Genomic DNA, 26,344 nt, shown 5'->3' on the forward strand with positions numbered 1-26,344 from the left:
AGTGCTCAGGCGGGTGATGGAGTTCGGCTGGCCCGTGCTCGGGCTGGCCGCCGCGATCGGCGCCTGGGCACTGGCCGTGGTCGTGTTCGACGTACCGGAGATCGTCCTGCCGTCACCCGCGGACGTACTGGACGCCTTCCTCCGCGTCCCCGGCTATCTGCTGGGCGAGGCGGTCACCACGTTCGTCGTCATCGTGCTGGGCTTCGCGCTGGCCGTGGCGGCGGGGCTGGTGATCGGGGTGGCGATCGCGGCGTCGCGGATCGTGGAGCTGATGTTCTCGCCGCTCCTGGTGGCGTTCAACGCGGTGCCCAAAGTGGCGCTGGCCCCGCTGCTGGTGGTGTGGATGGGGTTCGGGCAGCAGCCCAAGGTCGTCATGGCGCTGCTCGTCTGCTTCTTCCCCGTCGTGCTGTCGGTCGCGGGCGGGCTCACCTCGACACCGGTCGAACTCGTCGAGCTGGCACGGTCGTTGCGCGCGTCGCGCACCCAGACGTTCCTCAGGTTCCGCTTCCCGAGCGCGCTGCCGCAGATCTTCGTCGGGCTGAAGGTCGCCATGCCGCTGTCGGCCGTCGGCGCGGTCATCGGCGAGTTCAGCGCCGGCGACGAAGGGCTCGGCTTCGTCGTCGTGCAGTCCGGGGCGAACTCCGACACCGCGCTGGCGTTCGCCGCGATCGCCCTGCTCGGCGTGATGAGCGTGGCGCTGTTCTACGCGCTCGTGCTCGCCGAGCGGACGCTGCTGCCGTGGGTGAGGGAGACGACGTCACAGCGGTAGGCGCAGAGATGGGCGCGGCCCGGGCCGGCCCCGTGTGGGGGACGGCGCCGACCCGGGCGTACGGTCACCTGGCGGTGACGGTGTGGCTCAACTGCTGGAGAGGGTCAGGTTGTTGGTCGCGAAGTCCAGACCGCCGGACGACGAGGTGATCTCGAAGCCGAACTGCACGTCGCCGATGGTCTCGTTGCCCATCCAGCCCTTGGTGTCCTTGATCCACTTGAGGATCGGCAGGACGTTGACGGTCCCGGAGTTCGAGTCCGAGGTGCGCAGGAACGAGAAGACCTCGTTGGCGCCATTGTTGCCCTTGTAGACGGTCCAGGTGTGGCCGCCGAGGGTCACGTTGCCCTGCGAGGTGCCCAACGGGCCTACGGCTCCGTTGTAGTTGACCCAGAGCATGATCTCGTAGTCGTAGTCGGTGTCCCAGATGTCGTACGAGGTGTTGTACGCGCCCGAGGACGGGACGGTGACGTTGTAGCTGCTGCTGAGCGAACCGAGCGAGGTGATCGTCTTGTTGACCACCTTCTTGGAGTTCGGGTACGACTTGATGCCGCCGGTGTTGGGGTGGTTGGCCCAGACACCCCAGTTGGTACCGGAGTTGGCCCAGATGCACTGGCTGCCGGCGCCGGAGCCCCAGATGTTGTTGTAGAGCGTGTAGCCGTTCAGGCTGGTGTTGCCCCACTGGTCGCAGGAGTTCCACACGGCCGCCGAGGCGGGCGCGGAGGCGAGGCCGATGGTGGCGCCGAGAGCGAGCGCGGGAGCCAGGAGTGCCTTGGTGATCCGGGTCAGCGTGCGTGTTGCCATGGTGTCCCTTCCATGGGTGGGGGGGTGTGGGGGTTCGAACTGCTGTGGATCTGCTGTAGATCTGCTGTGGATCTACTGCGGCCCCAGGGTGAGGACGCAGTCTTCTCCGGCGCGCAGGTGGGGCGGTCGCGCTCCGGAGGAAGTCCGGATGGCTGAGGTGCCGGTGGTCGTAGGTGTCGGCGAGGCCGGGCCATGCCCACTCGGCGGGGTGGAAGGGCTGCACCCACTGCAGGGGGCGCCCGTCGGTGAGATCCTCGGCCGCGGTCAGGTCTCCGGCGAGCAACCGGTCCTGGAGCAAGGGGAGTTGGTCCGCCTGCTCCGGGGGTGTGGCGTGCTCGCCGCCGTTGGGGCGGACCAGGGTGTGGTGCGTGACGATGACACGGTCGTCGTTCGGATCGCCGAACACCATGGCGCCGTGACGGCCGTTGCCGCTGAGGAAGGCGTCCCCCCGGCGGAGGGCGGGGCGCGGCTCCCAGGTGCCGTGCGGCGAAGGCGAGAGTGCGGGTGCGGGTGCGGACGACAGTGAGAGTGAGGATGTGGGCGATGGTGAGGGCGAGGGCGAGTGGGATGCGTCGGGGCTCACGGTGAGAGCACCGCCGCTCCGAGGCGCCCCAACTCCACTGATCCCGTTACCTGTTGGCCGGTGAGCAGGTCCCGATACGTCATCCCCGGCACCTGCACGGTGACCGCCTCGCGCCCGTGGTTGAGCACGAAGAGCAGGTCTCCCCGGCGGACGGCCTCGACCTGTGGGGGCAGTCCGTCGAGCACCGGCCGCACGCCCGCGCCGGACGCCATGCCCGCCAACAGCCCGCGCAGCGCGGCAGGTTCGGGCAGCGTGGAGACGTACCACGCACGGTCCTTGCGCAACACCGCCGGGAAGCCGTCGAGTTCGCCGCCCTTGTAGCGGACCTCCGCGACCGCGCCCTCCTCGGTCTCGATCTCCTCCGACCACAACGTGCCGCGGAATCCATCGCATTCGGCGGTCTCCTGCGCGTCCAGCGGCCACCACTCGTGCAGGGTTCGGATGCCGAAGAGCTTCCGCAGCCGCTCGTCCATGCCGCCGGGCCGTACCCGGTCGTCCTCGTCGGCGACACCGGTGAGGAAGCCGCTGACGAGGGTGCCGCCGCCTCGTACGTACGCGACGAGGTTGTCGATCGCCAGGTCGGTGAGAAGGTAGAGCTGCGGCACGACGACCAGCCGGTACGCGGACAGGTCGTGCTCCGGATGCGCGAAGTCCGTGGTGATGTGGGCCTCCCACAGGGCGCGGTGCCAGGCACGCACGACCTGCGGATGGTCGACCTCGGAGGAGAGACGGCCCTCCTGCGCACCGGCCCACCAGGCGTTCCATTCGTGGAGGATCGCGACGTCCGCCTCAGAGTGACTGCCCGTCACTTCTCCGCCGATACTGGCAAGTTCCGCGCCGAGCTGCTTGACCTCCTGGTAGGTACGACCCTGCTCCCCCGCGTGGCTGACCATGCCGGAGTGGAACTTCTCCGCGCCCTGGCGGGACTGCCGCCACTGGAAGTAGCAGACGGCGTCGGCGCCCCGGGCGACGGCCTGGAGGGACCAGAGGCGGTTGAGGCCGCGCGGCTTGGGGTGGTTCACGCCCCGCCAGTTCACGGGCCCCGCGGCCTGCTCCATCAGCATCCATGGTCCGCGGGCCTGGGAGCGGGTCATGTCCTGGATGAGCGCGCCGTTCTGGGCGCCGAAGGGGTCGCGCGGGTCGGGATAGATGTCGACGGAGACGACGTCCTCCTCCGCCGCCCACTTCCAGGCGTCCTGGCCGACCCACATCGGCATGAAGTTGGTGGTCACCGGGATGTTCGGGCAGTACCGGCGGACGATGTCGCGCTCTGCGACGTAACACTCCAGGAGCATGTCGGAGGTGTAGCGTTTGAAGTCCAGCACCTGGCCGGGGTTCTTCATGTAGTGGGCGTGCCGCGGCGGCAGGATCTCCTCCCAGTCGCCGTAGCCCTGACTCCAGAAGGCCGTTCCCCAGGCGGAGTTGAGGGCGTCGAGCGTGCCGTACCTGTCCAGGAGCCAGCGGCGGAAGGTGGCCGCGGCCTCGTCGCCCCAGTCGTACGTGCAGTACTCGTTGTTGATGTGCCACATCGTGAGGGCCGGGTGGCTGCCGTAGCGGGCGGCCAGGTCCTCGGTGATGGCGGCGGCGTAGCGGCGGTAGGTGGTGCTGGAGTGCGAGAAGTGCTGGCGGCCGCCCCACCACTCGGTGCGGCCGTCCTCGTCCCGGGGCAGGGTGTCCGGGTGGAGGCGGCCCATCCAGGGCGGGGGCGAGGTGGTTGGCGTGGCGAGGACAACCCCGATGCCGTTCTCGTGCATCAGGTCCATCAGCCGGTCGAGCCAGCCGAACTCCCGCTCCCCCGGCTGCGGTTCGAGCTTCGCCCACGAGAAGACGCCGAGCGTGACGGAGTTGACGCCGGCCGCCTTCATGAGGCGTACGTCCTCCTGCCAGGTCTCCTCGGGCCACTGCTCGGGGTTGTAGTCGCCACCGAAGAGGATGCGGCCGCGGGTGGCGTCGGCGAGGCCGGGAGGGCCTGGGTTCGGAGCCAGAGCCGGGGTCGAGGTTGGCGCCGAGATCGGGTCCGGCTTCGGGTTGGGGTTCGGGTTGGGGTTCGGGTTGGGGCTCGGGGTCGGGTCCGGGCTCGCGTTCGCGTTCGGGTGGCTCATCGGAGGGGCTCCCCGTACTGGATGCCGCGCCCGTTGGTGGCCAGGTACACCCGGCCGTACACGCGCGGGTCACCGATGACGATCTCGCCGGTCCAGCCCCACTGGTGGGCGTCGTCGTTGATCCGCGTCCAGGTCTTCGCCTCGTCGTCGGAGCGGTAGACGGCGGTGATGGTGTCCGTCGAGCCGACCTGGTAGATCGCGGGGTAGTCGGCGCCGTCGGCGGCCTTGCCGAAACCGAGGGTGTACGAGGCCCAGCAGCTGGCCACCTTCGAGAAGCTCACGCCGCCGTCGGTGGACCGGTAGAGCCCGTTCCATTTGGCGGAGAGCCACAGGTCACCGCTCCGCCCGGGCGCGGCGACGAGCTTGAACTGGGCGTCCCCGGAGGGCAGTCCACCCGCACGGGCCGTGAACGAACGGCCACTGTCAGTGCTGGCGAGTAGCGTTCCTGTGTCGGTGTCGTATGCGTAGAAGTGCGTCGGGTCGGCCGGGTCGGCGACCGGCGTGGCGCCCTTTGGGAAGGAGGAGATCTCGGTCCAGGTCGTGCCGTTGTCGGTGGACCGGTGGGCTGCGTACCTCGTGCCGTCCCAGTGCACGAAGGACCACAGCAGCGCGCTGCCGTCGGCGTTTGCGGCGATCGGCCCCGGTGCGTTCTTGGCGATGTCGGGCTGGGCCTCGAAGGGCGCCCAGGTCCTGCCCCCGTCGTTCGAGCAGGCGCCGTTGCCGTGGTCGCCCCATCCGCTGCGCACCACGTAGGACGGCTTGGCCGCGGCCTGCGCGAGTCCCGTCGCCGACCCGAACACGGGGTTCGCCGCCATGCCGCGCGCCGGCGACGCCGTGAGCCGCTCGTGGTACATCACGCCGATGTCCCGCGAGCCGCTGAGCAGGTGCGCCTCCCCGGCCGGGGGCGACACCAGCTGCACCACGGACGCCTCCTCCAGGCCCCGGATCTGCGGCGCCCAGCGCTTCAGATCACGGGTGCCGTAGAGGGTCGCCCCGGTCCCGTACACGATGTGCTTCGAGTCGTACGGGTCCACGGCCAGCGCCTGGATCCACCAGCCGAACTTCGGCTGGTCGTCGCCCCACTTGAGGTAAGGAGTCTCGGACACGTCGAACACAGCAGCGTCCTTGAGGGACGTCCAGGTACGGCCGCCGTTCGTGGTGCGGTACACGGTGTCGATGTCGGCCCAGCGGTTGTTGGTGGAGACCACGAGGGTGCCCGGGCGGCGGGCGTCCACGGCGACTCCGCCATAGCCGAAGGTGTCGGCGGACCCTCCCCCACTGCTGAACGTGTGGGCGGTGCCCCCATCCGTGGTCCCGCCCGGCTTCACGGGAGTCACGTCGGCCCATGTGCCGGTCGCGGTGCGCAGCTTGTGCACGCTGCCGTCGGACTGGCCGTTGGGCCCGGGCGCGTTGGCGTAGGTCACGTACAGCTCGCGGGTGTGCGTGTCGTACGCGGCACGGATCGGCACCTTGGCAGCGGTGCCGGACGGCTGCCCGGGAACGGCCTCCCACGCCGTCCCGTCGGTCGTGCGGTACAGATTCGCCGTGCCCGAGGTGCCGTCGCCGTCACCCCACCCGGCGTAGACGGCCCGCCCGACGGCGACGAGGAACACGACGCCCTGCCCGGAAGCGCTCGCCTTCGCCGGAAACCCGCTCACGGCGGCCCAGGTGACCCCACGGTCGGTGGACTTGAGCAGCCCGTCGTGCCGCGTCCCCAGCCACAGGGTGTCGCTGTCCCTCGGGTCGACGAGCAGCCGCTCCCCCGCACCCCGTCCGTCCTCGTTGGCCCCGAGCTTCACATCGAGATCGGTCCGGCTCCAGGTCGCCCCCCGGTCCTCGGACCGCAGCACCGCCCCGTTGCCGGCCCACGACTGCGCGTACGTACCGAGGGCGAGGTAGACCCGCCCGGGATGCGCGGGGTCGACGGCGATCGCCTCGACACCGAGCAGATTCCAGTCGTCCCACCCGAGGTGATCGGTGAGCGGGGTCCAACGGGAGGCGCGGTCGTCCCAGCGGTAGGCGCCGCCGATGTCGGTACGGGCATAGGCGAGACCTCGTACGGAGGGATGGAACAGCACCCCGGTGACGAACCCGGTCCCGCCAATGACCACATTCCGCCACCGATACGCGGACCCGTCCGCCACCGGTGCGGCCACCGCAGGGCTGACGGCCGCTCCGGAGACAGCAGTAGCGGCAACCGCGGCAGCACTACCGGCAAGAACAGCACGTCTACTGAGGCGGGGCGTGCGCATGACATACCTCGTTCCAAGAAAGGGGAAAATTCGAAATGAGGAGTGGACAAGCGCCCCTCAGGGGCGCGGGGAACTGCGCGACCAGCCACGCCCAATCCGCGGCCGAAAAACAACCCGACAATCCCAAGCCGAGCCAGAAGGGGGACGCAAGTCACCCCTTGACCGCACCGGTCAGCATGCCCTTCTTGAAATGCCGCTGCACAAACGGCGAAAGCACCGCGACCGGCAGCAACGCCATCACCATCACGGCCATCTGAATGGCGAGGGACGACAACTGCCCGGTGTTGACCTGGGTCGCGAGTCCCACCGGCCGTTCCTGCTTCTGCACCAGCTGGATCATGACGTTCTGCAACGGCATCATGTCCTGATCGGTCAGGTAGATGGACGCGTTGAACCACGCACTCCAGTACCCCACCGCGTAGAACAGCGAAATCACCGCGATCACCGCCCGCGACAACGGCATGACGATTTTCCACAGAATCCGCCAGTCACCGGCACCGTCGATCCGCGCGCTGTCGATGAGTTCGGACGAGATGCCCATGAAGAACGACCGCAGCACGAGAATGTTGAAGACGCTCACCGCACTGGGCAGGATCAGCGCCAGATAGGTGTCGGTGAGACCGAGGGCCTGCACCAGCAGATAGGTCGGAATCAGCCCCGCACCGAAGAACATCGTGGCCAGCAGCGTCATCAGGATCCACCGGTGCCCGAGCGACCCGCTCCGCGAGAGCCCGTACGCGCACAGCACCGACACGGCCATGCTGAACACCGTGCCGACGAGGGTGACACCGAGGCTGACGAGCGCCGCGCGCTGCACCTGGCCGCCGCTGAGCAGCTCCTGGTAGGCGATGAACGTGATGCCCTTGGGGATCACGACCAGGCCGCCCGCCTCGTCGATGGTCTTCTTCGACTGGAGGCTGGTGACGATGACGATCCACAGAGGGAAGAGGATCGCGAGTCCCGCGATGGTGAGGACCAGGCCCTTGGAGGCGATGCCGACCTGGCTGGGCCTCTCCTCCCAGGGCGGCCGGGGCGGAGCCGCCCAACGGCCCGGTCCCCGATCGCGCTTCACGGCGGCCTCGGCCGGTGTGTCGATGAGAGCGGTCACTTCTTGTACACCCCCTGCTCGCCCATGAGATGAGCGACCTTGTTGGCCACGAGGACGAGGGTCAGACCGACGATGCCCTTGATCAGACCGGCGGCGGCCGCGTAGCTGAAGTCCTGGTTGCGGATGCCGTTCCACCACACATAGGTGTCGAGGACCTCGGAGGCGTCCGGGCCCACCGCCTGTCTCTGGAGCAGCAGTTGCTCGAACCCGACGGTGAGGGCGTCACCGACGCGCAGCACCAGCAGCAGGGCGATCACCGGTCGCAGCGCGGGCAGCGTGATGTGCCACATGCGGCGCCAGCGGTTGGCGCCGTCCATCGCGGCGGCCTCGTACAGGTCGTTCGACACGGACGAGAGCGCGGCGAGGAAGACGATGATGCCCCAGCCGGCGTCCTTCCAGACGCTCTGGAGTGTCACGAGGTACTTGAAGCTCTCCGGGTCCGTCATCAGGTCGAAGCCGGTGTGCCCGTGGTCGGCGAGCGTCTGCGCGATGACGCCGGCGCCGCCGAAGATCTGCTGGAAGACGGTGACGACGAGCACCCAGGAGAAGAAGTGCGGCAGATACATGATCGCCTGGGCCATCGCGCGCACCCGGGGCCTGAGCACGCTGTTGATGAGCAGCGCGAGCAGGATCGGTATCGGGAAGAAGAGCACGAGCTGGAGGAAGAAGAGGACGAACGTGTTCTGCACGGCGTGCCAGAACTCGGAGTCGGCGAAGACCCGGTCGAACTGCTCGAAGCCCACCCAGGGGCTCTGCAGCATGGCGACGAAGCCGTTGTCGCTCAGGTAGGGGTCGTAGTCCTGGAAGGCGACGATGTTGCCGAGGACCGGTATGTAGTTGAAGACGAGGATGAGCAGGATCGCCGGCACCGTCATCAGGATGAGCGTGCGGTCGCGCCTCAGCCGGATCCCCAGGCTCACGTTCCCGGAAAGCCCGTCGCCCTTGGCCTTGCCCTTGCCGGACCTGCCGAACCGGCCCGACAACCACCCGAGCCTCCCGAGCCACCCCGGCCGCCCTGACCCGGACTTCGCCGACGTCACCGATTCCGCCCCGGACTCCTCCGCCGACGGAGCCGCCCCGTCCTTCGCCTGGGTACTCGCCTGGGCCCTGCCCCGGGGCACCGTGCTGTGCGACACGGCCTTCTCCTTGCCTCGGTCCGGCGTCAGTTCGCCGAGGAGCCGTTGTCGTCGAGCAGCTTCTTGTACCAGTCGCGCAGCTTGTCGCCGCCCTGCTGCTTCCAGTCGGAGACTGCCTGCTGAACGTCGCTGATCTTCTTGCGGCCTCGTACGACGTCGTCCTCCAACTGCTCGAAGTCGTCGGCGAGGTTGGACCAGCGGTTCGGCTCGGTGACGGTGAGCCCGTAGAAGGAGGACTTCTTGGTGAAGGCGCCCATCCGCTGCTGCCACTCGACCATGCCCTTGGTGACCTCGGGGAGGTCGGGGTGGGCGACGAAGGGTGCCGCGTCTCCGGTGTAGTCGAAGGCGCCGTTGACCTCGTTGACGCCCTTCTCGGTCTTGGTGGGCAGGCCCTTCTTCACCTCGAAGTCGGTTCCCTCGACACCGAAGTTCGTGAGCATGAACTCCGTGGTGCCGTACGGCGCGGCACAGAAGTTGGCGATGGCGAGGAAGTCCTTGATCTGTGTCTTGGACGCCTTCTTGCTGATGAAGGTGAAGATGTTGGCGGGCTGGACCGCCCACAGGCTCGGGTCGCCGCCGTCGGAGCCGAAGATGTCGAACGCGGCCATGTCGAAGTCCGGGTTCTGGGTGAGCTGTTCGGACATCTTGCCCCACCAGGAGGAGATGTTCTGGTTGTAGACGAGCACCTCGCCCGCGCTGAACCGGTTGCCCGCGTCGCCGCCGGCCTTGCCGGACCGCGCGTCCGGGTGGACCACGTCGGCCGCGTACAGCTTCCGTGTCCACTCCAGGGCTTCGAGGTACGCGTCGGTCTCGACGCGGTTGATCAGCTTGCCGCCTTCGAGGTTCCACCACAGCGCCTTGTCGCTGCCGGACAGGACGCCGAAGATGTTGAACGACGTCCACTTCATGTCGTCGCAGGCCCAGACCTTCGACTTGGCGTCGGTGGCCTCCTTGGCCCAGGACAGGAACTCGTCGGGGCTCTTCGGGACGCCGTACCCCTTCGCCTCGAAGAGGTCCCTGCGGTAGAGGGGCGCGATGTCGGTGACGTACGACGCGGGCATCGGGATCGCGCGCAACTGGCCGCCGAAGATGGAGCGTTGCCAGGCGTCGGTCGGGACGGCCGCGAGGTTCGGGTAGTCCTTGACCGCGTCGCCGGACAGATACGGGCCGAGGTCGGCGAACTTGGCGTTGATGGCGCCGGGGATCTTGCCCATCAGGTTCCAGCCGGGCACGACCACCACATCGGGGATGTCACTGGAGGCGAGGACCGCGCCGAGCTTCGCGTCGTAGGTGACACCGTCCTGGTTCTGCCAGGTGACGTCGACGCCGATGGCCTTGTTCATGGCCTGGTAGTACGCGTTGCTCCCCGACGGAGGAGTGCCCCAGAAGGGCGCCATGACCTTGAGCCCGCCGCCGCTGCCGAGCTTCTTCTCGACCGAGGTCTTCAGGTCGGCGGTGGCTATCGCCTTGGTGAAGCCCGCGGCGGAGCCGTTCTTCGCCGGGATGTCGGGGCTGACGACGTTCCGCGCCACGAAGGCCGGGAGGAGCTTCTTCGCGTCCTTCCCGGACGTGGTGCCCTCCTTGCGGCCTTCCTGCGAACCACCGCAGGCGGCCAGCAGCGGCATCCCGCCGGCCACCGCGGCGGTGGCGACCGCCGTGGAGGCGAGGAAGCTTCTCCGGCTGGGGGCGGAGGCGGAGGTGTTCGGCGTCATTGCGTCAACCCTTCATGGCGCACAGCAGGACACCCGGCGGTGGGGCCGTCGGCTGCGGTGTCTGAGTGGAACTGGCTGAGCTGAAGCGGACCTCGGAGGTATGCGCACCCTCCGGGGGCGACATCTTCGACTATCGACGAGAGTCGAAGCGCTTCGATGTTGCTGCGAGGTTAAGTGAACACCTGGGGGTGCACAAGAGCCGATTCCAACATTCCTCGGAGGTATAAAGGTCTGAACCGGTCGCTTCCGGCCCTTGGGATGGCGGTGAGGATTCGGAGTTGTTGCGTCGGGGTGTCTTGACACCCACCCCGGAGTCGAATGAGCATCGAAGCGCTTCGAAAGTCCTGGGCAGTTCTCCCGCACCTTCCACAGAGGGATCCTCGCGTGACCGCTCAAACGCCGCCTTTCCGCGACTCGCAGCTGCCGTTCGCGAAGCGCATCGACGATCTTCTGTCGCGGCTCACCCTGGAGGAACGGGTCGCGATGCTGCACCAGTTCGGGCCCGCGGTGGAGCGGCTCGGCGTCGCCGCGTTCCGCACCGGCCAGGAGGCGCTGCACGGGGTCGCCTGGATGGGCCCGGCGACGGTGTTCCCCCAGGCGGTCGGCCTCGGCGCGACCTGGAACGACGAGCTCGTACGCCGGGTCGGCGAGGCCGTCTCCACCGAGACCCGCGCGATGCGCTCGCGCGACGACCGCGTGGGCCTCAACGTCTGGGCGCCCACGGTCAACCTGCTGCGCCACCCCCTGTGGGGCCGCAACGAGGAGGGCTACTCCGAGGACCCGAAGCTGACCTCGGCGATCGCCACCGCCTACACCCGGGGCCTGCGCGGCGACCACCCCGCGTACTGGCGGACGGCCCCGATCCTCAAGCACTGGCTCGCGCACAACAACGAGACGGACCGGGCGACCGCGTCGAGTTCCGTCCGCCCGCGGGTGCTGCACGAGTACGACCTGCGCGCCTTCCGCGAGACGGTCGAGGCGGGCACGGTGGCCGGCGTGATGCCCGCGTACAACCTGGTCAACGGCCGCCCCAACCATGTGTCGCCGTATCTGCGCGAGCAGTTGCGCACCTGGACGGACCAGGACCTCCTGGTCTGCTCGGACGCGGGCGCGCCCTCCAACCTGGTCGACCACGAGCACTACTTCGACACGCACGAGGAGGCCACGGCCGCCTCCCTGATCGCCGGCGTCGACAGTTTCACGGACCACGGCACGGACAGCTCGCAGATCGTCGAACGCCTCCAGGGAGCCCTGGACCAGGGCCTGTTGACCGAGTCCGACATCGACGCGGCGGTCCGCCGACAGCTCGCGATCCGCTTCCGCCTCGGCGAGTTCGACCCGCGCCTGGACCCGTACACCGACACCAAGGACTTCGACACCCCCGCACACCGGTCCCTCGCGCGGGAAGCCGCCGAGCAGGCGATCGTCCTCCTCAAGAACGACGGCCTGCTCCCCCTCACCGGACAGGACACCCGCATCGCGGTGGTGGGCCTGCTCGCCGACGAGTGCAAGCTCGACTGGTACAGCGGCACCCTCATCCACCGCTCCACCCCGCTCGAAGGCCTCTACGAACGCTTCGGCGCCGACCGCGTGGACTTCGCCGAGGGCGTGGACCGCGTACGCATCAAGACCTCCGCCGGTACGTATCTGAGGGTGCCGCCGGCGGACGACGCGACCGACGAGGTCCGGGGCGCCGAGGGTGCGCTGGACCCTGCCCTCCTCGCGGGCCGCACGGACCTGCCCCCGCTCACCACCGACACCACGGGCACCGAACTCGCGCTGATCGACTGGGGCGGGGGCGTCCTCACCCTGCGCGCGCCCGACGGCCGCTATCTCTCGGTCGCCGACGACGGCTTCGTACGCGCCTCCGCCGACCAGCCCGGCGGCTGGGTCGTCCAGGAGACCTTCCGCCTGGAGCCTCACGGATCCCATGCATCTCATGGGCCCCGCGAATCCGGTGAATCCCACGGATCCCATGAGGGCGGTCACCTCCTGAAGCACATCGGTACGGGGCGCTACGTCTCTGTCACCGCCGACGGCGTGAAGGTTGCCGCCGAGAACCCGGAAATCCTCGAACTGGAGATCACGGAACGCGGCGAGCACACGGTGGCCCGCACGGCCGCCGCGGCCGACGTGGTCCTCGTGGTCGCGGGCAACGACCCGCACATCAACGGCCGAGAGACGGAGGACCGTACGACCCTCGCCCTCCCCGCCCACCAGCGGCGCCTCCTGGAGGCGGCCCGCGCCGCGAACCCCCGCACGGCCCTGGTGATCACGTCCTCCTACCCGTACGCGACCGATGCCACGGACCTCCCCGCCGTCCTCTGGACGGCCCACGGCGGCCAGGCGGCCGGCACGGCACTGGCCCGTGTCCTGGCGGGCGACGTCTCCCCGGCGGGCCGGCTCCCCCAGACCTGGTACGCCTCGGACGCGGACCTCCCCGACCTCCTCGACTACGACGTGATCGGCAGCCGCCAGACGTACCTGTACTTCGAGGGCACCCCGCTCTTCCCCTTCGGCCACGGCCTGTCGTACGCGTCCTTCGAGTACGGGAACCTCGTGGCTCACGTGGGCGAGAACTCCGTGCATGTCACCTTCACGGTCACCAACACGGGCAGCACGCCCGGCGACGAGGTGGCCCAGCTCTACTCCCGTGCCGTGACGCCCTCGGTCTCCCGCCCCCGCCGCGAACTGCTGGCCCACCGCCGGGTCCATGTACTGCCCGGCGCCTCCACCGAGCTGACCTTCGAACTCCCGCTGTCCGTCTTCGAGTTCTGGGACGTCGCCCACGGCATCCGACGCCTTGAGCCGGGCCCGTACGAACTCCTCGTGGGCGCGTCCAGCGAGGACGTCCGGCTGCGCGCGACGGTCGACCTGGACGGCACGCCCGCCACCCCGCGCCCGGTCCTCGAACTCGGCCTGAACGTGGCCGACTTCGACGAGCAGCGGGGTGCGGAGATCGTCGACCGTACGAAACTGTCGGGCGACGCGGTGACACCCGCGCGCGGGAGCCACGGGAACCAGGGGAGCCAGGGGAGCCAGGGGAACGCCGCCGAACTGGTCTACCGCGGCTGCGACTTCGGCCCGGCGACCAGGACGGTCACCGTCGAGGTGTCCGTCGACGCGTCCGGTGAGGGCTCACTCGAACTGGCCCTGGACGGCGGCCCGGTGATCGCCCGGCTCGATGTCCCGGCCACGCCGGGACCGTACGACTACACCACCGTCGTCACCCCGTTCAGCGCCACCGAGGTGCACGACCTGCACATCGGGCTGCGCGGCCCGGTACGGCTCGCGCGCGTCGGCTTCTCCGGCTGAGGGTCCGGACGAGGTACGACGACGGCCGGAGTCCCCGCACAGCGGACTCCGGCCGTCGCGTGACGTCTCGGCGCCTGATCTCAGAGAGCGAGCCCCGTGAGGACGAGCACGCGCTCGTACGTGTAGTCGTCCATCGCGAACTTCACGCCTTCACGCCCGACCCCTGACTGCTTCACGCCGCCGTAGGGCATCTGGTCGGCGCGGTAGGAAGGCACGTCACCGACCACCACCCCGCCCACTTCGAGCGCGCGGTGGGCACGGAAGGCGGTCTGCAGGTCGTGGGTGAACACCCCTGCCTGGAGCCCGTACTTGGACTCGTTGACGGCGGCGAAGGCTGCCGCCTCCCCCTCCACCTTCTGCACGGTGAGCACGGGCCCGAAGACCTCCTCGCAGGAGAGGGTCACATCGGCCGGCACATCGGCCAGCACGGTCGGCGCGTACGAGGCACCGTCCCGCTTGCCGCCCGCGAGCAGCGTGGCGCCGGCGTTCACGGCCTCGTCCACCCAGGTCTCGACCCGCTTGGCGGCGTCCTCGCTCACCAGCGGCCCGACATCGGTGGCGTCGTCGGCCGGATCACCGGTGACCTGCGCCTCGACGGCGGCCACCACACGGGGCAGCAGCCGGTCGTACACGGACGCGTCCGCGATCACCCGCTGTACGGAGATGCAGGACTGTCCGCCCTGGTAGTTGGAGAAGGTGGCGATCCGTGAGGCCGCCCGGTCCAGGTCCTCGTCGCTCGCCCAGTCGGCGAGGACGACGGCCGCGCCGTTGCCGCCCAGTTCGAGGGTGAGGTGCTTGCGCGGCACGGAGTCCATGATCGCGTAGCCGACCTTGTCGGACCCCGTGAACGAGATGACCGGCAGCCGGTCGTCCTGCACGAGGGCGGGCATCTTGTCGTTGGCCACGGGCAGCACGGACCAGGACCCGGCCGGCAGGTCGGTCTCGGCCAGCAGCTCGCCGATGAGCAGCCCGGAGAGGGGAGTCGCGGGAGCCGGCTTGAGGATGATCGGGGCGCCGGCCGCGATCGCGGGGGCGATCTTGTGGGCGCAGAGGTTCAGCGGGAAGTTGAAGGGCGCGATGCCGAGGACGACGCCCTTCGGGAAGCGGCGGGTGAGGGCGAGGCGCCCCTGGCCACCGGCGTCGGTGTCGAGCCGCTGAGCCTCGCCGCCGTTGAACCGGCGGGCCTCCTCGGCCGCGAACCGGAACACGGACACGGCCCGGCCGACCTCGCCGCGGGCCCACTTGACCGGCTTGCCGTTCTCGGCGGAGATGAGCCGGGCGATCTCCTCGGTCCGCTCCACCAGGCGGCGGCTGACGTGGTCGAGGGCGGCGGCGCGTACGTGGGCGGGGGTGGCGGCGAACTCGTCCCGTACGGCGTGTGCGGCGGCCACGGCCTCCTCGACCTGGGCGTCGGTCGGTACGGAGACCTTGCCGACGAGGTGGCCGTCCCACGGGGAGGTGACGTCGAAGGTGGACTCGCCTGTGGCCTGGCGGCCGGCGAGCCAGAAGGCGTGGGTGGAGGTCATGTGCGCGTCCGGGCCCTTCCGCGTTCGGGGGTGTTCTTGGTCTTCCTCGTCCACGGTAGGGCCGCGATGCCTCGGCGACGCCTGTCCGAGTCGTAGCACTCCCCCACCGGGGTACACCGCTTTGGCCTAGTCACCGACCTTTTCTCGCCCCCGCCGCCCCTACCCATTCCCGTCCCTTTTCAGGGGCTCCGCCCCCGAACCCCCAAAAGACTGCGCAGTTCCCCGCGCCCCCAGGCGCCTAGGGGCGCGGGGAACTGCGCGACCAGCCACAGCCGAACCCGCACCCGAAATCGCGCCCCACGGGGTCTGGGGCGGAGCCCCAGGGGACGGGACGGGTAGGGGCGGCGGGGGCGAGAAAAGCCCCTCCTACTCCGCCGAAGCCGTCGTCTTCAAGGCCAGCCACAGTTCCATCCGTACATCCGGATCGTCCAGGGACCGTCCGAGGATCTCCTCGACCCGCCGCATGCGGTACCGCAACGTATGCCGATGCACCCCAAGATCCGCCGCGGCCGCGTCCCACTGCCCGTGCCGCGACAACCACGCCCGCAACGAGGCGACAAGATCCCCCCGCCCGGTGGCGTCGTGCTCGTACAGGGGCCTCAACAGCCCGTCCGCGAACGCCCGCACCGCGTCATCGGCGAGCAACGGCACCACGGACCCCGCGGCCAGATCCTCGTGCTCGACGAGCACCCGCCCCCGCCGCCGGGCGACGGACAGGGCCTGCTCGGCCTGCTTGTAGGCGGCCCCCGCGGCGATGGGCCCGGCGGGAGCCGAGATCCCGACCACCAGCTCGTCCTCGTCGCCGGCCTGCTCGCCACCGCCCTGAGCGCCCCCGACGGCCTCGGCGTACTGGGCGCAGGCGGCGACGACCGCACCCCGATCCGCGGCGAGCACCACGAGCCGCTCCCCGTCGGGCACCACGAGCACGGCCTCGCCGGACCGGGCGGCGGCGGACTCCACGACCTCACCGAGCCCGGCCACGAGATCGCCGCCGGCATCGGCAAGGGCGGCGGCGGCCTCGGCGCTGACCGTGGCCCCGCCACCGTCCTCCGCGTCCCCGGCCCGGGCGCGGGCCCGCCCCGCGGAGGCCGACGCGGCCTCGGCCAGGATCATCCGGTAGGGCGCGTCCAACAACCCTCCGTACAGGTCCCCGGCAACCCCCCGCGCATGATCCGGCTGCCCGGCCAGCAGCATCCGCAGCACGGCCGCGCCGATCCGCTGCTCGGCGGCGTACAGCGACCGGGACCGTTCCGTGGTCAGCGTGAGCAGGGCGATGGCCGAGTGCACGGCGTACCGCTCGGCCGTACCGAGCGCGGACGCGGTCCCCACGGCCAGCGCGGCCCGGGCCCGTCGGCCCGTCCCGAGCGAGTGCAACTCGACGCGGTCCTCGCCGGTCCCGTCCCCGCCGTCGCTCTCACCGTCGCCCGCGCCGCCGACGACGGAACTCGCGGGCGCGGCCCGCTCGCGCAGCTTCTCCACGTCAGCGGTGATCCGGGAGGCCCGCCGCCCCGCCCACTCGGGCGCGGTGGCGACGACGGCGCCGGACGCGTCGTACAGGGCGGCCCATCCGTCCACCTGCGAGGCGAGCGCGGTCAGCAGCCCCTCGGGCCCGTCGCTCAACGCCTGCTTGGTCAGTTCCCGCTGTGCCGCGAAGCCCGCCGTCACCGCCCGGTACTGATCGGCGGCGATGGCGGCGGACACGGCCTTGCTGATGGCGAGGAAGGGTGTGCGCCGCGGCACCTCCAGCAGTGGCAGCCCCTCGCCCTCCGCCGCGTCGACGAGCGCCTTGGGCGTCTCCTCGTAGTGCACCCCGACGGCGAAGCCGAGCCCGGCCACCCCGGCCCCCACCAGCCGCTTCACATACCGCCGCATGGCATCGGCGTCCTCCGCGTCCAGCTTGAGCGCGGTGATGAGGAGCAGTTCCCCGCCCTCCATGTACGGCACGGGGTCGGTGAGCTCGCTGGCGTGCACCCAGCGGACGGGGGTGTCCAGACGTTCCCCGCCCGCGCGCACGGTGAGTTTCAGCGCCGAGTGATGGACGAGCGAGGCGAGCGTGGGGGGCATGAGGCCTTCAGGTCTTCACAGGTTCTTCTACGGTCACGGGCAATGTGATCTTTGTGATCTTTTGGCCGCAGCGTATGAACGACCTATGTCGATTCTGCCTCACCGTACGGTCGGCCCGTGACCATATGTCCGGACGTCCTGCTCGGCACACCCATCAAATGTCCCTCAGGAGCCCTCGGCTCCCGCAGCCGCCTCAGCTCCGCAGATCCACCAGCAGCGGGGGCGCGTGCTCCCCGCGTACGCTGGTGAGCGAGAGCACCGCGTGCCCCGGCGGCACCCCGTGCGCCAGCTCGGACGCGGACCACCGCTCCCGCTCGACCTGCCGTACCGTCACGGCCCGGGCGGTGGGCGCGTTGCCGGTGATCACCCGTCGCAGCATGTGTACGGCCTTGCCGGCCGGCGTCTCCGCGATGATCTGCCGGTCGGTGACGTCCCGCGCCTCGGTCCACTCCTTGCCCCACACCTCGGCGAAGTCCTGCCCGTCCCACGGTGTGAGCCCGGACAGCGCCATCCGGCACCCGATCGCACCGAGCAGCGGCGACCGCAGCGGCCGGGGCACGTCGTCGAGCGTGCGCAGGGTCATGACGACCCCGGCGTTGGCGGACCGCAGCCGCTGAATGCCCCGTACGGCCTCGGGCGTGATGACTCCCGTGGCGTCGTCGAGCACGAGACAGGCGAACAGTGACCGGTCCTCCCGTACGGCGACGCTCGCCGCGAACTGGGCGAGCACGAGCCGCGCGAGCATCCGGGAGGCGTCGGCATGCCCGCGCTCGGGCAGGTCGATCCGCACCCGCACGGGATGGTCGAGGGCACGCAAGGAGAAGGGACGGGACTGCCCGGACGTGTCGAAGAACCCGGCGAACGCGGGCCGGTCCAACAGTGCCACCCGGTCGGCGAGCACACTGCCCACATCCCCCGGATGCCCCAACTGCCGCTCCCGAGCGTCGAGTTCGCGCAGCAGTGACTCCTGGCCGCCCTCCGTGAGCGCCTTGCGCAGTGCGCCCAGCGGTCCGGGCGCGCCGTCGAGCAGCTGCCTCAGCTCGGGCACGGACGGGAAACGGCCGTGCACGCCCCGGAACGGCCCGAGCAACTGGGCCAGCACGGTCGTGGACCGCCTGCTGTCGGCGCCGGGATGCGGATCGGCGAGGTCCCCGACGAGCGCCTCGGCGAGCACGGCCGCCGCCTCGTCGGGGTCGGTGGTCCCGCCGTACAGATCGAGGTCGTACACCGACTCGGGATTGCCCACCCGCACCACGACGTCGTACGCGTCCACCGGCCCGAGCCCCGCCCCCGCGGCCCCGACGACGACCACGGCGGCCCGCCCCGCGAGCGCGTGCAGGCACAGCGACTCGGCGAGCGGCCAGACGACCCCGCCGGTCTTGCCGGACCCGGCGGGCCCGACGGCGAGCAGCGAAGTGCCCAGCAGGTCAGGTCCGAGCGCGAGGCCGGTCCCACGGTAGGAGTACGGGTTCCGCGGGTCGTCGGCGGTCGTGCCGAGCCGTACCTGCCCGGTGACGAGGTCGTGCTTGGCGAGCCGTCCCGGCAGGTCCCGCTCGCCGGAGGGGTGCAGACAGGCGGCGGCTCCGTCCTGCAGAACGGCACCGCTGAAGGTGGCGAGACTGTGGCGTCCGCTGCGCACGCCCTGCCAGGCGCGGGCGATCCTGGCCTGGTCGACATCGCGCATGCGTCCGGCCCTGGCCTCGGCACCGAGCCGCTCGGCGGCGTCGGCGGCTCCGGCTGCGCGCAGCTGGTTCCACTGCGCCGGGTCCTCCTCGGGCGCGGGCGGCCGCTCGCTCACGGGTGCGGCCCGGCGCCAGGCGGGCAGCCCGTAGCGTTGCCACACCTCGCTCCAGCGGCCGAGGCGCCCGACCCCGATCATGATCCCGAGGGCGATGGTCACGTAGTAGGCGTAGACGACCACGACGGAACCGAAGCTGTGGGGCTCGGCCCAGGAGTCGGGGATCATCGCGTAGAGCGGCAGCAGCCACCAGCCGCCGAGGTAGCCGTTCCACAGCAGCGACCAGATCAGCCATCCCACGAGGAACGCGATGAGCGCCCCGCCGATCAGCTGCCGGGCCGGAATCCGCTCGGGCTCCTCGTCCGGCCGCGGCAGATGCCCGAAGCGCCACACGCCCGGGGCGGCCTCGGGGCGCGGGGTCCGCAGCCAGGTGAGAAAGGCGGACCCGTCCGGCGCCGACGGCATCCCTGGCGCCTGCGCGGGCCGTGGCGGCACCTGGGGCGGTCCCGCCGGCCGCGGCACACGATCGGCGTGCGTGCCCCGTGCGTCCTGCGTGCCGTCGCTGTCCATCGCCTCTGCCACCCCTGACCAGCCGCTCCATACGTCGTTTGCGAGTCAATCTAACGCCCTCACAAGGGGAGTTCACCGCTTACCGGGCCGGGTACGCGGCGATACGGACACCCCGGGCCCTCGCCGCTCACCGCCCACGCTATGTCCATGGCGGACAACCGAATCTCCCGACACCGCCCAGATGGAGCATGCCCACCCCCCGTTCCCGGCTCTAGCCTGCGAAGAAGGAAGCCGGGCGTCCGAAGAACCTGTTCGCAGGCCGTCAGCACGCCCTTCCCTAAGACTTTCCCCAAGCCGTTCGCAAGACCCCCCAGGGAGCCCCTCATGAGCACACTTCCGCAGGAGCGCCGCGTCGTCACCGCCATTCCCGGTCCGAAGTCGCAGGAACTGCAGGCCCGCCGTATCGCCGCGGTCGCGGCCGGAGTGGGGTCCGTGCTGCCCGTCTTCACCGCGCGCGCGAGCGGCGGGATCATCGAGGACGTCGACGGGAACCGGCTGATCGACTTCGGTTCCGGCATCGCCGTGACGTCCGTCGGCGCGTCCGCCGAGGCCGTCGTCCGCCGGGCCTCCGCCCAGCTCCAGGACTTCACCCACACCTGTTTCATGGTCACGCCGTACGAGGGCTACGTGGCCGTCGCCGAGGCGCTGGCCGAGCTGACGCCGGGCGACCACGCCAAGAAGAGCGCGCTCTTCAACTCCGGCGCCGAGGCCGTCGAGAACGCCGTCAAGATCGCTCGGGCGTACACCAAGCGCCAGGCCGTCGTCGTCTTCGACCACGGCTACCACGGGCGCACCAACCTCACGATGGCGCTGACCTCGAAGAACATGCCGTACAAGCACGGCTTCGGCCCGTTCGCACCCGAGGTCTACCGGGTGCCGGTGGCGTACGGCTACCGCTGGCCGACCGGTGCCGAGAACGCGGGCCCCGAGGCCGCCGCGCAGGCCATCGACCAGATCAGCAAGCAGGTCGGCGCGGAGAACGTGGCCGCGATCATCATCGAGCCGCTGCTCGGCGAGGGCGGCTTCATCGAGCCCGCCAAGGGCTTCCTGCCCGCCCTCAGCAAGTTCGCCACCGACAACGGCATCGTCTTCGTCGCGGACGAGATCCAGTCCGGCTTCTGCCGTACGGGTCAGTGGTTCGCGTGCGAGGACGAGGGCGTCGTCCCGGACCTGATCACCACCGCCAAGGGCATCGCGGGCGGTCTGCCGCTCGCCGCCGTCACGGGCCGCGCCGAGATCATGGACGCCGCGCACGCGGGCGGCCTGGGCGGCACCTACGGCGGCAACCCGGTGGCCTGCGCGGGCGCGCTCGGCTCGATCGAGACGATGAAGGAGCTCGACCTCAACGCCAAGGCGAAGAACATCGAGGCCGTGATGAAGGCCCGGCTGGGCGCCATGGCCGAGAAGTTCGACATCATCGGCGACGTCCGGGGCCGCGGCGCGATGATCGCCATCGAGCTGGTCAAGGACCGTACGACCAAGGAGCCGAACGCGGAGGCGACCGCCGCGCTCGCCAAGGCGTGCCACCAGGAGGGCCTGCTGGTCCTGACCTGTGGCACCTACGGGAACGTGCTGCGCTTCCTGCCGCCGCTGGTCATCGGCGAGGACCTGCTGAACGAGGGCCTCGACATCATCGAGCAGGCTTTTGCCCGCATCTGAGCGGAGTCTGTCTCATCGGTTCCGGTGTCGCGGCGGTGAGGAGCGGGGCGTGTGAAGAACGTGTGCGAGGTGCATGGCGGGACGCGAATCCACCTGTCGGAGGCCCCACCCCTGACGTAGGTTCTACCCAGATGAGAGATACACCCCGGCCACAGGGGACTGTGGCCGGTACCGGGACGGGGCCTCCCCAGCTTCGCCCTGGGCGTGCCTCGCGCACACAACCGGAGCTTCCGGCTTCGGGTCTCCTCACCGATCGGACAGTCGCCCGCCCCAAACCCCCCGGGGCGTGCGACAACCCGATCTGATCGGTTCCACCGAAGGGCTTGCACCTACCCCCCTGGTGCAAGCCTTTCGGCGCGTCTGCGCTCCGCTGGTGGTGGTGGGCGTCTGCGGGGCTTGTGTTGCGGGGTGGGTGCGGGTTGATCGTGGCTGGTCGCGCAGTTCCCCGCGCCCCTGACGGGGCGGCCCCGGTTACCCCCTGCCCAGCACCACTGTCACTCTGTGTGGCATGACCAGTGTTCCGGATCGGCGATCATCACTGCATGCGCCTGACAGTCAGGACGACGGGCGCCCCGCTCCGGGGCCCCCGGTCTGGGTCCTCGGGCCGCTTGCCCTCCTCTTCTCCTTCCTGACCTGGGCGGCAGCCGTCGAAGGCCCCGTGCGTCGGGCGGACGAGCGGCTGGCCGGGGAGGTCAGGGGGAGTCGGCTTCCGAGTGGTGCCGCCGAGTTCCTCGCGGATCTCGGCAATCTCGTGGTGGCCGTTCCGGTGCTGCTGGCGGTCGTTGTGTATGTGTCCTGGCGGGCCCGGCGCGCGGGCCTGCCCCGCTGGTGGGTTCCGTCGCTCGCGGCACTGGTCGCGATGGCCGCCGTACCGGCATTGGTCGTACCTCTGAAGGAAGCCGTCGGCCGCACCGGCCCGCCCGGGATGGCCGGCGACGGCTACTACCCCTCGGGCCACACGGCCACGGCCGCCGTCGCCTACGGAGCGGCCGTCCTCCTCCTGCTCCCCTGGCTCCACAGCCGCTACCGCCGCCGCGAACTGGCCATCGGCTACCTGGTCCTGGTGACAGCGGTGAGCTTCGGCCTGATCCGCCGCGGCTACCACTGGCCACTGGATGTGGCGGGGAGCTGGTGTCTGTCGCTGGTGCTTCTTCAGCTGATGGCCCTGGTCGTCGCGCGATACGGTCGTGGGTCGGCGTAGGGCCGACCGGCGGGCAGTACAACAAAGGGGAGCACGATGGCGGACGAGCAGGAACGGGTGGCCGTCATCTTCGAGCGCCGCGACTACGCGCTCACTCCCTCGCCGGGCGAGGTGATCCTCCCCGTGCACGGCCGCATGATCCACCACGATCCGGGCTGTCTCCATCTGACCGATTCACACGAGCTGGGCCGTTTCCCGGACCCGGAACGGCTGTTGTGGCGCCGGCTGATCGACTCGGCCCCGTCCGACAACACCGCGGGGCGCGTGGAGTTCGCGCGGTCCATCGGTCTGCTGAACGGCTCGGGACGTCCGCTCGTCAGCCCGTGCAGCTGCGTTCTGCGACCCATCTCGTCCACCCAGGCCGCGGCGCTGCGCCCCTGGCCCCTCGACGAGGCGGTCGCGGCGTTCGACCGTGACCGGTTCTCGGAGACGCTGCGCGGGATGGAGGCGGCGGCTGAGGACGTCCGCCGGGACTTCCCCTGGGAGGACTGGCCGACCCTGCCGCTGGAGCGCTACGCCCTGGGCCAGGGCGACAGCGCCGAGACGAAGCCGTACTGCTATCTGATGGAGTTCGGTACCAACGCGCTAGGCAGCATCGCCGGTGGCTCCTCGATGAAGCACCTCATCTACGCACGCAGCCAGGACGGTTCCTGGTGGCACGACCCGCGCTACGCGGACGAGGAAGAGGCGTGGGAGGCGGTGCGCGCCGGGATCGTGGCGGCCGTGACCGCCGCCCGCGAAGGCCGGATCGCCGACATCGACTCGATCGACGCCATCCGTTCGGGCCCCTCCCTCGTCTCCAAGACCCTGCGTGTGTACGCGCCGGAGGGCTCCGTCCCGGTCTACGGCACCGATCAGGTGCGGCACTTCCTCCAGCGGCTGACCGGGCAGCCCGCGTCCGGACTGGAGCGGTTCGCGCTGCGGGCGCGGCTCAAGGAGGTCGTCGACGCCGACGAGCGGTTCGCCGGGTGGTCGTACGACCTCGTGATGGAGTTCCTCTACTGGTGGGCCGACCCCAACCGGACGCGGCAGATAGTGAAGATCGCTCCTGGTCACGAGGGGAGGCTGTGGGAGGAGTGCCGTGCCGGCGGCTACATCGCCGTGGGCTGGGACGACGTACCGGATCTTCGCACGTACGCGGACAAGGAGGAGTTCCTGGCCGCTTTCGCCGCCGCGTATACGGACGAGTACAACGGCTACAAGTCCAAGATCTCCGCGAAGACCAACGAGGTCTGGAAGCTGCTGAGTCTGCGCCCCGGTGATCTGGTCGTCGCCAACAAGGGCACCAGCCAGATCCTCGGCGTCGGCCGGGTGACCGGCGACGGTTACGTGTGGCGGGAGGACCGCGCCGACCACCGGCACACGGTCGACGTGGAGTGGGACGAGAGCTACGCGGGACGGCTGGAGGAGCCCGAGCGTTCCTGGGCGACCGTCACCGTGAAGGAGGTACCCGCTCAGCTGTGGGCGAGGATCCGGCGGGCCGGGCCCACAGCAGAAAGCACCGGGGTAACGACCGAGGCGGAGAACACCGTGGTCGCCCAGCCGCTCGACGCCGAGCTGCGGCCGATCGCCGACGCACTCGGGCGGCGCGGCCAGGCCGTCCTGTTCGGGCCTCCGGGCACCGGCAAGACGTACACCGCTCTGCGCTTCGCCGCCCGCTGGCTGGGCGAACTGTCGGACGGGCTGCCGGGCGTGGATCCGTACGCCGAGCCGGGAACGCCCGCGTTCGGCCGGACGCTCGACGCGCTGACCGCGGCCGGGCGGCTGACGACGGTGACCTTCCACCCCAACTACGGGTACGAGGACTTCGTCGAGGGGTTCCGGCCGGTGAAGGGCGACTCGGGCGGGCTCGTACTGGACCGGACCGACGGTGTGTTCAAACGGGTGTGCGCGGCGGCGGCCTCGGATCCGGGCCATCCTTACCTGGTCGTCGTCGACGAGCTGAACCGCGGCAACCTGCCAAGGATCTTCGGTGAGTTGATCACCCTTCTGGAGAAGGACAAGCGCGGCTACTCGGTGCTGCTGCCGCTCAGCCAGGAGCGGTTCAGCGTGCCGGACAACGTGTATCTGATCGGCACCATGAACACGGCCGACCGTTCGATCCGGATGCTCGACGCGGCGATCCGCCGCCGCTTCGCCTTCCTCGAACTGCTTCCCGATTCCTCGCCGTTGCAGGGCTGTCATGTGGAACAGCTGCACCTGGCGGACCTGCTCGACTCGCTCAACCAGCGCATCCGTACGCACCTCGACCGCGAGAAGCAGATCGGCCAGGCCTTCTTCCTGCCGAACGGCGCTCCGGTCGACTCGGCCGCCGCCCTCGCCTCGATCATCCGCGGCGAGATCCTGCCCCTGCTCCAGGAGTACGCGTACGACGACTACTCGCTGCTCGCGGCCTTCCTCGGTGAGGCGCTGGTCGACCCCGAGACGCACACTCTGCGGGACCTCAGCGATGAAGGGCTGACCACCGCCCTCTACACCGAGCTGCAGCTCAAGGGCGGGGCGGCGGAGTAGGTCACGTGGTCACGCTGCGGGAGTACGAGACGCGTGTCGTCGAAGGGGTCCGGCTCAGCTCCGCCGACCGGGCGCTCTGCGCTGGCGAACAGTTGGCAGGGCGCCTGCAGATACGTGAACTCGCGGGCAGCCGCCTGGAGTTGACCGCTGGTGCGTGTGTCGGAGTCGTCCGCCTCGACGCCTGCGAGATCCGCATCCTGCCCAAGTACCTGGGTGAGGAGCTGGACGTGCTGCGGATGCTGGAGTACGCGGCGGGCCGCGGGATGCCCGCGCTGGACGCGGCCCGCACGGTGCGCGAGGGATCTCCCCATCTCCGGGACCTGGTCGCGCTTCTGGCGACGGAGCACTGCGAGCGGCTGCTGGCGCGCGGGGTGCGCCGCGACTACGTGACGGTCGAGGACGAACTGCCGGCGATCCGGGGCCGGCTGCTGGCCGACCGACAGATTCTGGGGCACTACGGACGGCTGGACCGGCTGGCGTGCCGCTTCGACGAGCACGACTCGGACATCGTGGACAACCGGCTGTGCGCCGCCGCCGTCGATCTGGCGGCGCGTACGGCACGCTCCCCCGCCGTACGCGCCAGGGCCCGGCGGGCAGCCGCGCAGTTCGCCCAGGTGGCGCCGACGCCGCTCGGCGATCTACGCACGGCCCTGGCAGGGCTCGACTACCACCGGCACAACAGCCACTACGAGAGCGCACACCGATGGGCGGCGCTACTGCTGTCCGGCGGCGGCATCACGGACCTGTTCGCCCGAGGGTCGCTCGCCTCCCGGGCGTTCCTCATCGACATGAACGTGCTGTTCGAGTCCTTCGCCACACAGTTGCTGCGGGAGGCCGCGGCCGGTACCGGCCATGTCGTCCGGGGCCAGTCCCGGCACGCCGGTGTGCTGCACGACGAGCGAACCGGCCGCTCCTACACCGAGGTCCGACCCGACGTCCTGCTGTGCGGCAGTGTCGACGGGGCACCGATGCGGCGCCCCGTCGACATCAAGTACAAGCTGTACGAGGGCAGAAGGCTCGCGGCTTCCGACCTCTACCAGTCCTTTCTCTACGCCCATGCGCTGGCCCGGCAGCCCGGTGGTGGAACGCCCACCTGCGTTCTGCTCCATCCCGGTGGGACGTCGGCGTCACGCGACAGCGTTGCCGTGCACCGTTGGGACGGCTCCACCTCGGCCCGCGTACGGTCGGTGTCCATCGACCTGCCGTCGGTGCTCGGCGCACTGGGAGGCGCCGAGCGGACGGCGACGCTCGGGAAGCTGCTCGCGGCGATGCTGGAGTGACGCCTCCGCCGCGAAGC

Annotated in this window: 15 protein-coding genes and 1 pseudogene; 6 read left to right on the forward strand and 10 right to left on the reverse strand. The window is 70.3% G+C overall.

Annotated features, from left to right (window positions below):
• The first annotated feature begins 1 nt into the window (after position 1).
• A complete protein-coding gene (locus JEQ17_RS14005; protein WP_234048194.1) occupies positions 2-769 on the forward strand; it encodes an ABC transporter permease in 768 nt (255 codons plus the stop codon).
• An 87-nt stretch (positions 770-856) separates the two neighbouring features.
• Here the strand turns inward: JEQ17_RS14005 and JEQ17_RS14010 are convergent, their stop codons facing one another.
• From JEQ17_RS14010 to JEQ17_RS14040, 7 genes and pseudogenes are all read right to left on the reverse strand, one after another.
• Positions 857-1,570, reverse strand: coding sequence for a glycoside hydrolase family 12 protein (locus JEQ17_RS14010; protein ID WP_200395574.1), 714 nt, complete (start codon positions 1,568-1,570; stop codon positions 857-859).
• Between the two features lie 202 nt (positions 1,571-1,772).
• Positions 1,773-2,093, reverse strand: a pseudogene (locus JEQ17_RS14015) (glycoside hydrolase N-terminal domain-containing protein); the annotation flags it as partial.
• Between the two features lie 56 nt (positions 2,094-2,149).
• The gene (locus JEQ17_RS14020; RefSeq protein ID WP_200395575.1) at positions 2,150-4,255 is read right to left on the reverse strand and encodes a beta-galactosidase; all 2,106 of its coding nucleotides are present in this window, start codon (positions 4,253-4,255) and stop codon (positions 2,150-2,152) included.
• The gene (locus JEQ17_RS14025; protein ID WP_200395576.1) at positions 4,252-6,507 is read right to left on the reverse strand and encodes a WD40/YVTN/BNR-like repeat-containing protein; all 2,256 of its coding nucleotides are present in this window, start codon (positions 6,505-6,507) and stop codon (positions 4,252-4,254) included. The genes JEQ17_RS14020 and JEQ17_RS14025 overlap by 4 nt, the downstream gene beginning before the upstream one ends.
• 151 nt (positions 6,508-6,658) lie before the next feature.
• A complete protein-coding gene (locus tag JEQ17_RS14030; protein ID WP_200395577.1) occupies positions 6,659-7,615 on the reverse strand; it encodes a carbohydrate ABC transporter permease in 957 nt (318 codons plus the stop codon).
• On the reverse strand, positions 7,612-8,751 hold the full coding sequence (locus JEQ17_RS14035; RefSeq protein WP_234048195.1) for an ABC transporter permease: 1,140 nt from the start codon (positions 8,749-8,751) through the stop codon (positions 7,612-7,614). The genes JEQ17_RS14030 and JEQ17_RS14035 overlap by 4 nt, the downstream gene beginning before the upstream one ends.
• A gap of 26 nt (positions 8,752-8,777) precedes the next feature.
• Positions 8,778-10,463, reverse strand: coding sequence for an extracellular solute-binding protein (locus JEQ17_RS14040; RefSeq protein WP_200395578.1), 1,686 nt, complete (start codon positions 10,461-10,463; stop codon positions 8,778-8,780).
• Between the two features lie 384 nt (positions 10,464-10,847).
• On the opposite strand from JEQ17_RS14040, the gene JEQ17_RS14045 reads away from it, so the two are divergent.
• Positions 10,848-13,778 carry a glycoside hydrolase family 3 C-terminal domain-containing protein gene (locus tag JEQ17_RS14045; RefSeq protein ID WP_200395579.1) on the forward strand — a complete coding sequence of 977 codons (2,931 nt, stop codon included), beginning with the start codon at positions 10,848-10,850 and terminating at the stop codon, positions 13,776-13,778.
• Positions 13,779-13,858: 80 nt separating this feature from the next.
• Here JEQ17_RS14045 and JEQ17_RS14050 read toward each other — a convergent pair whose 3' ends face one another.
• The 3 genes from JEQ17_RS14050 to JEQ17_RS14060 form a co-directional block, all read right to left on the reverse strand.
• Positions 13,859-15,304: an aldehyde dehydrogenase family protein gene (locus JEQ17_RS14050; RefSeq protein ID WP_200395580.1), complete on the reverse strand. Its 1,446-nt coding sequence runs from the start codon at positions 15,302-15,304 to the stop codon at positions 13,859-13,861.
• Between the two features lie 366 nt (positions 15,305-15,670).
• Positions 15,671-17,368, reverse strand: a complete 1,698-nt coding sequence (locus tag JEQ17_RS14055) for a PucR family transcriptional regulator (RefSeq protein ID WP_200395581.1) — start codon at positions 17,366-17,368, stop codon at positions 15,671-15,673.
• A gap of 193 nt (positions 17,369-17,561) precedes the next feature.
• Positions 17,562-19,676 (reverse strand): ATP-binding protein, encoded by a 2,115-nt coding sequence (locus JEQ17_RS14060; protein WP_200401484.1) that lies wholly within the window; start codon positions 19,674-19,676, stop codon positions 17,562-17,564.
• 324 nt (positions 19,677-20,000) lie between these two features.
• Here JEQ17_RS14060 and gabT point away from each other — a divergent pair, with 324 nt between their 5' ends.
• The 4 genes from gabT (at position 20,001) to JEQ17_RS14080 (ending at position 26,327) form a co-directional block, all read left to right on the forward strand.
• Positions 20,001-21,335, forward strand: a complete 1,335-nt coding sequence (gene gabT, locus JEQ17_RS14065) for a 4-aminobutyrate--2-oxoglutarate transaminase (RefSeq protein WP_200395582.1) — start codon at positions 20,001-20,003, stop codon at positions 21,333-21,335.
• Between the two features lie 508 nt (positions 21,336-21,843).
• Entirely contained in the window at positions 21,844-22,536 is a 693-nt protein-coding gene (locus JEQ17_RS14070; protein WP_200395583.1) for a phosphatase PAP2 family protein, read from the forward strand.
• A gap of 36 nt (positions 22,537-22,572) precedes the next feature.
• Positions 22,573-25,047, forward strand: coding sequence for an McrB family protein (locus tag JEQ17_RS14075; RefSeq protein WP_234048196.1), 2,475 nt, complete (start codon positions 22,573-22,575; stop codon positions 25,045-25,047).
• Between the two features lie 5 nt (positions 25,048-25,052).
• Entirely contained in the window at positions 25,053-26,327 is a 1,275-nt protein-coding gene (locus tag JEQ17_RS14080; protein WP_200395584.1) for an McrC family protein, read from the forward strand.
• Positions 26,328-26,344 lie beyond the last annotated feature (17 nt).

It is taken from the genome of Streptomyces liliifuscus, from assembly GCF_016598615.1.
Lineage (GTDB): Bacteria > Actinomycetota > Actinomycetes > Streptomycetales > Streptomycetaceae > Streptomyces > Streptomyces liliifuscus.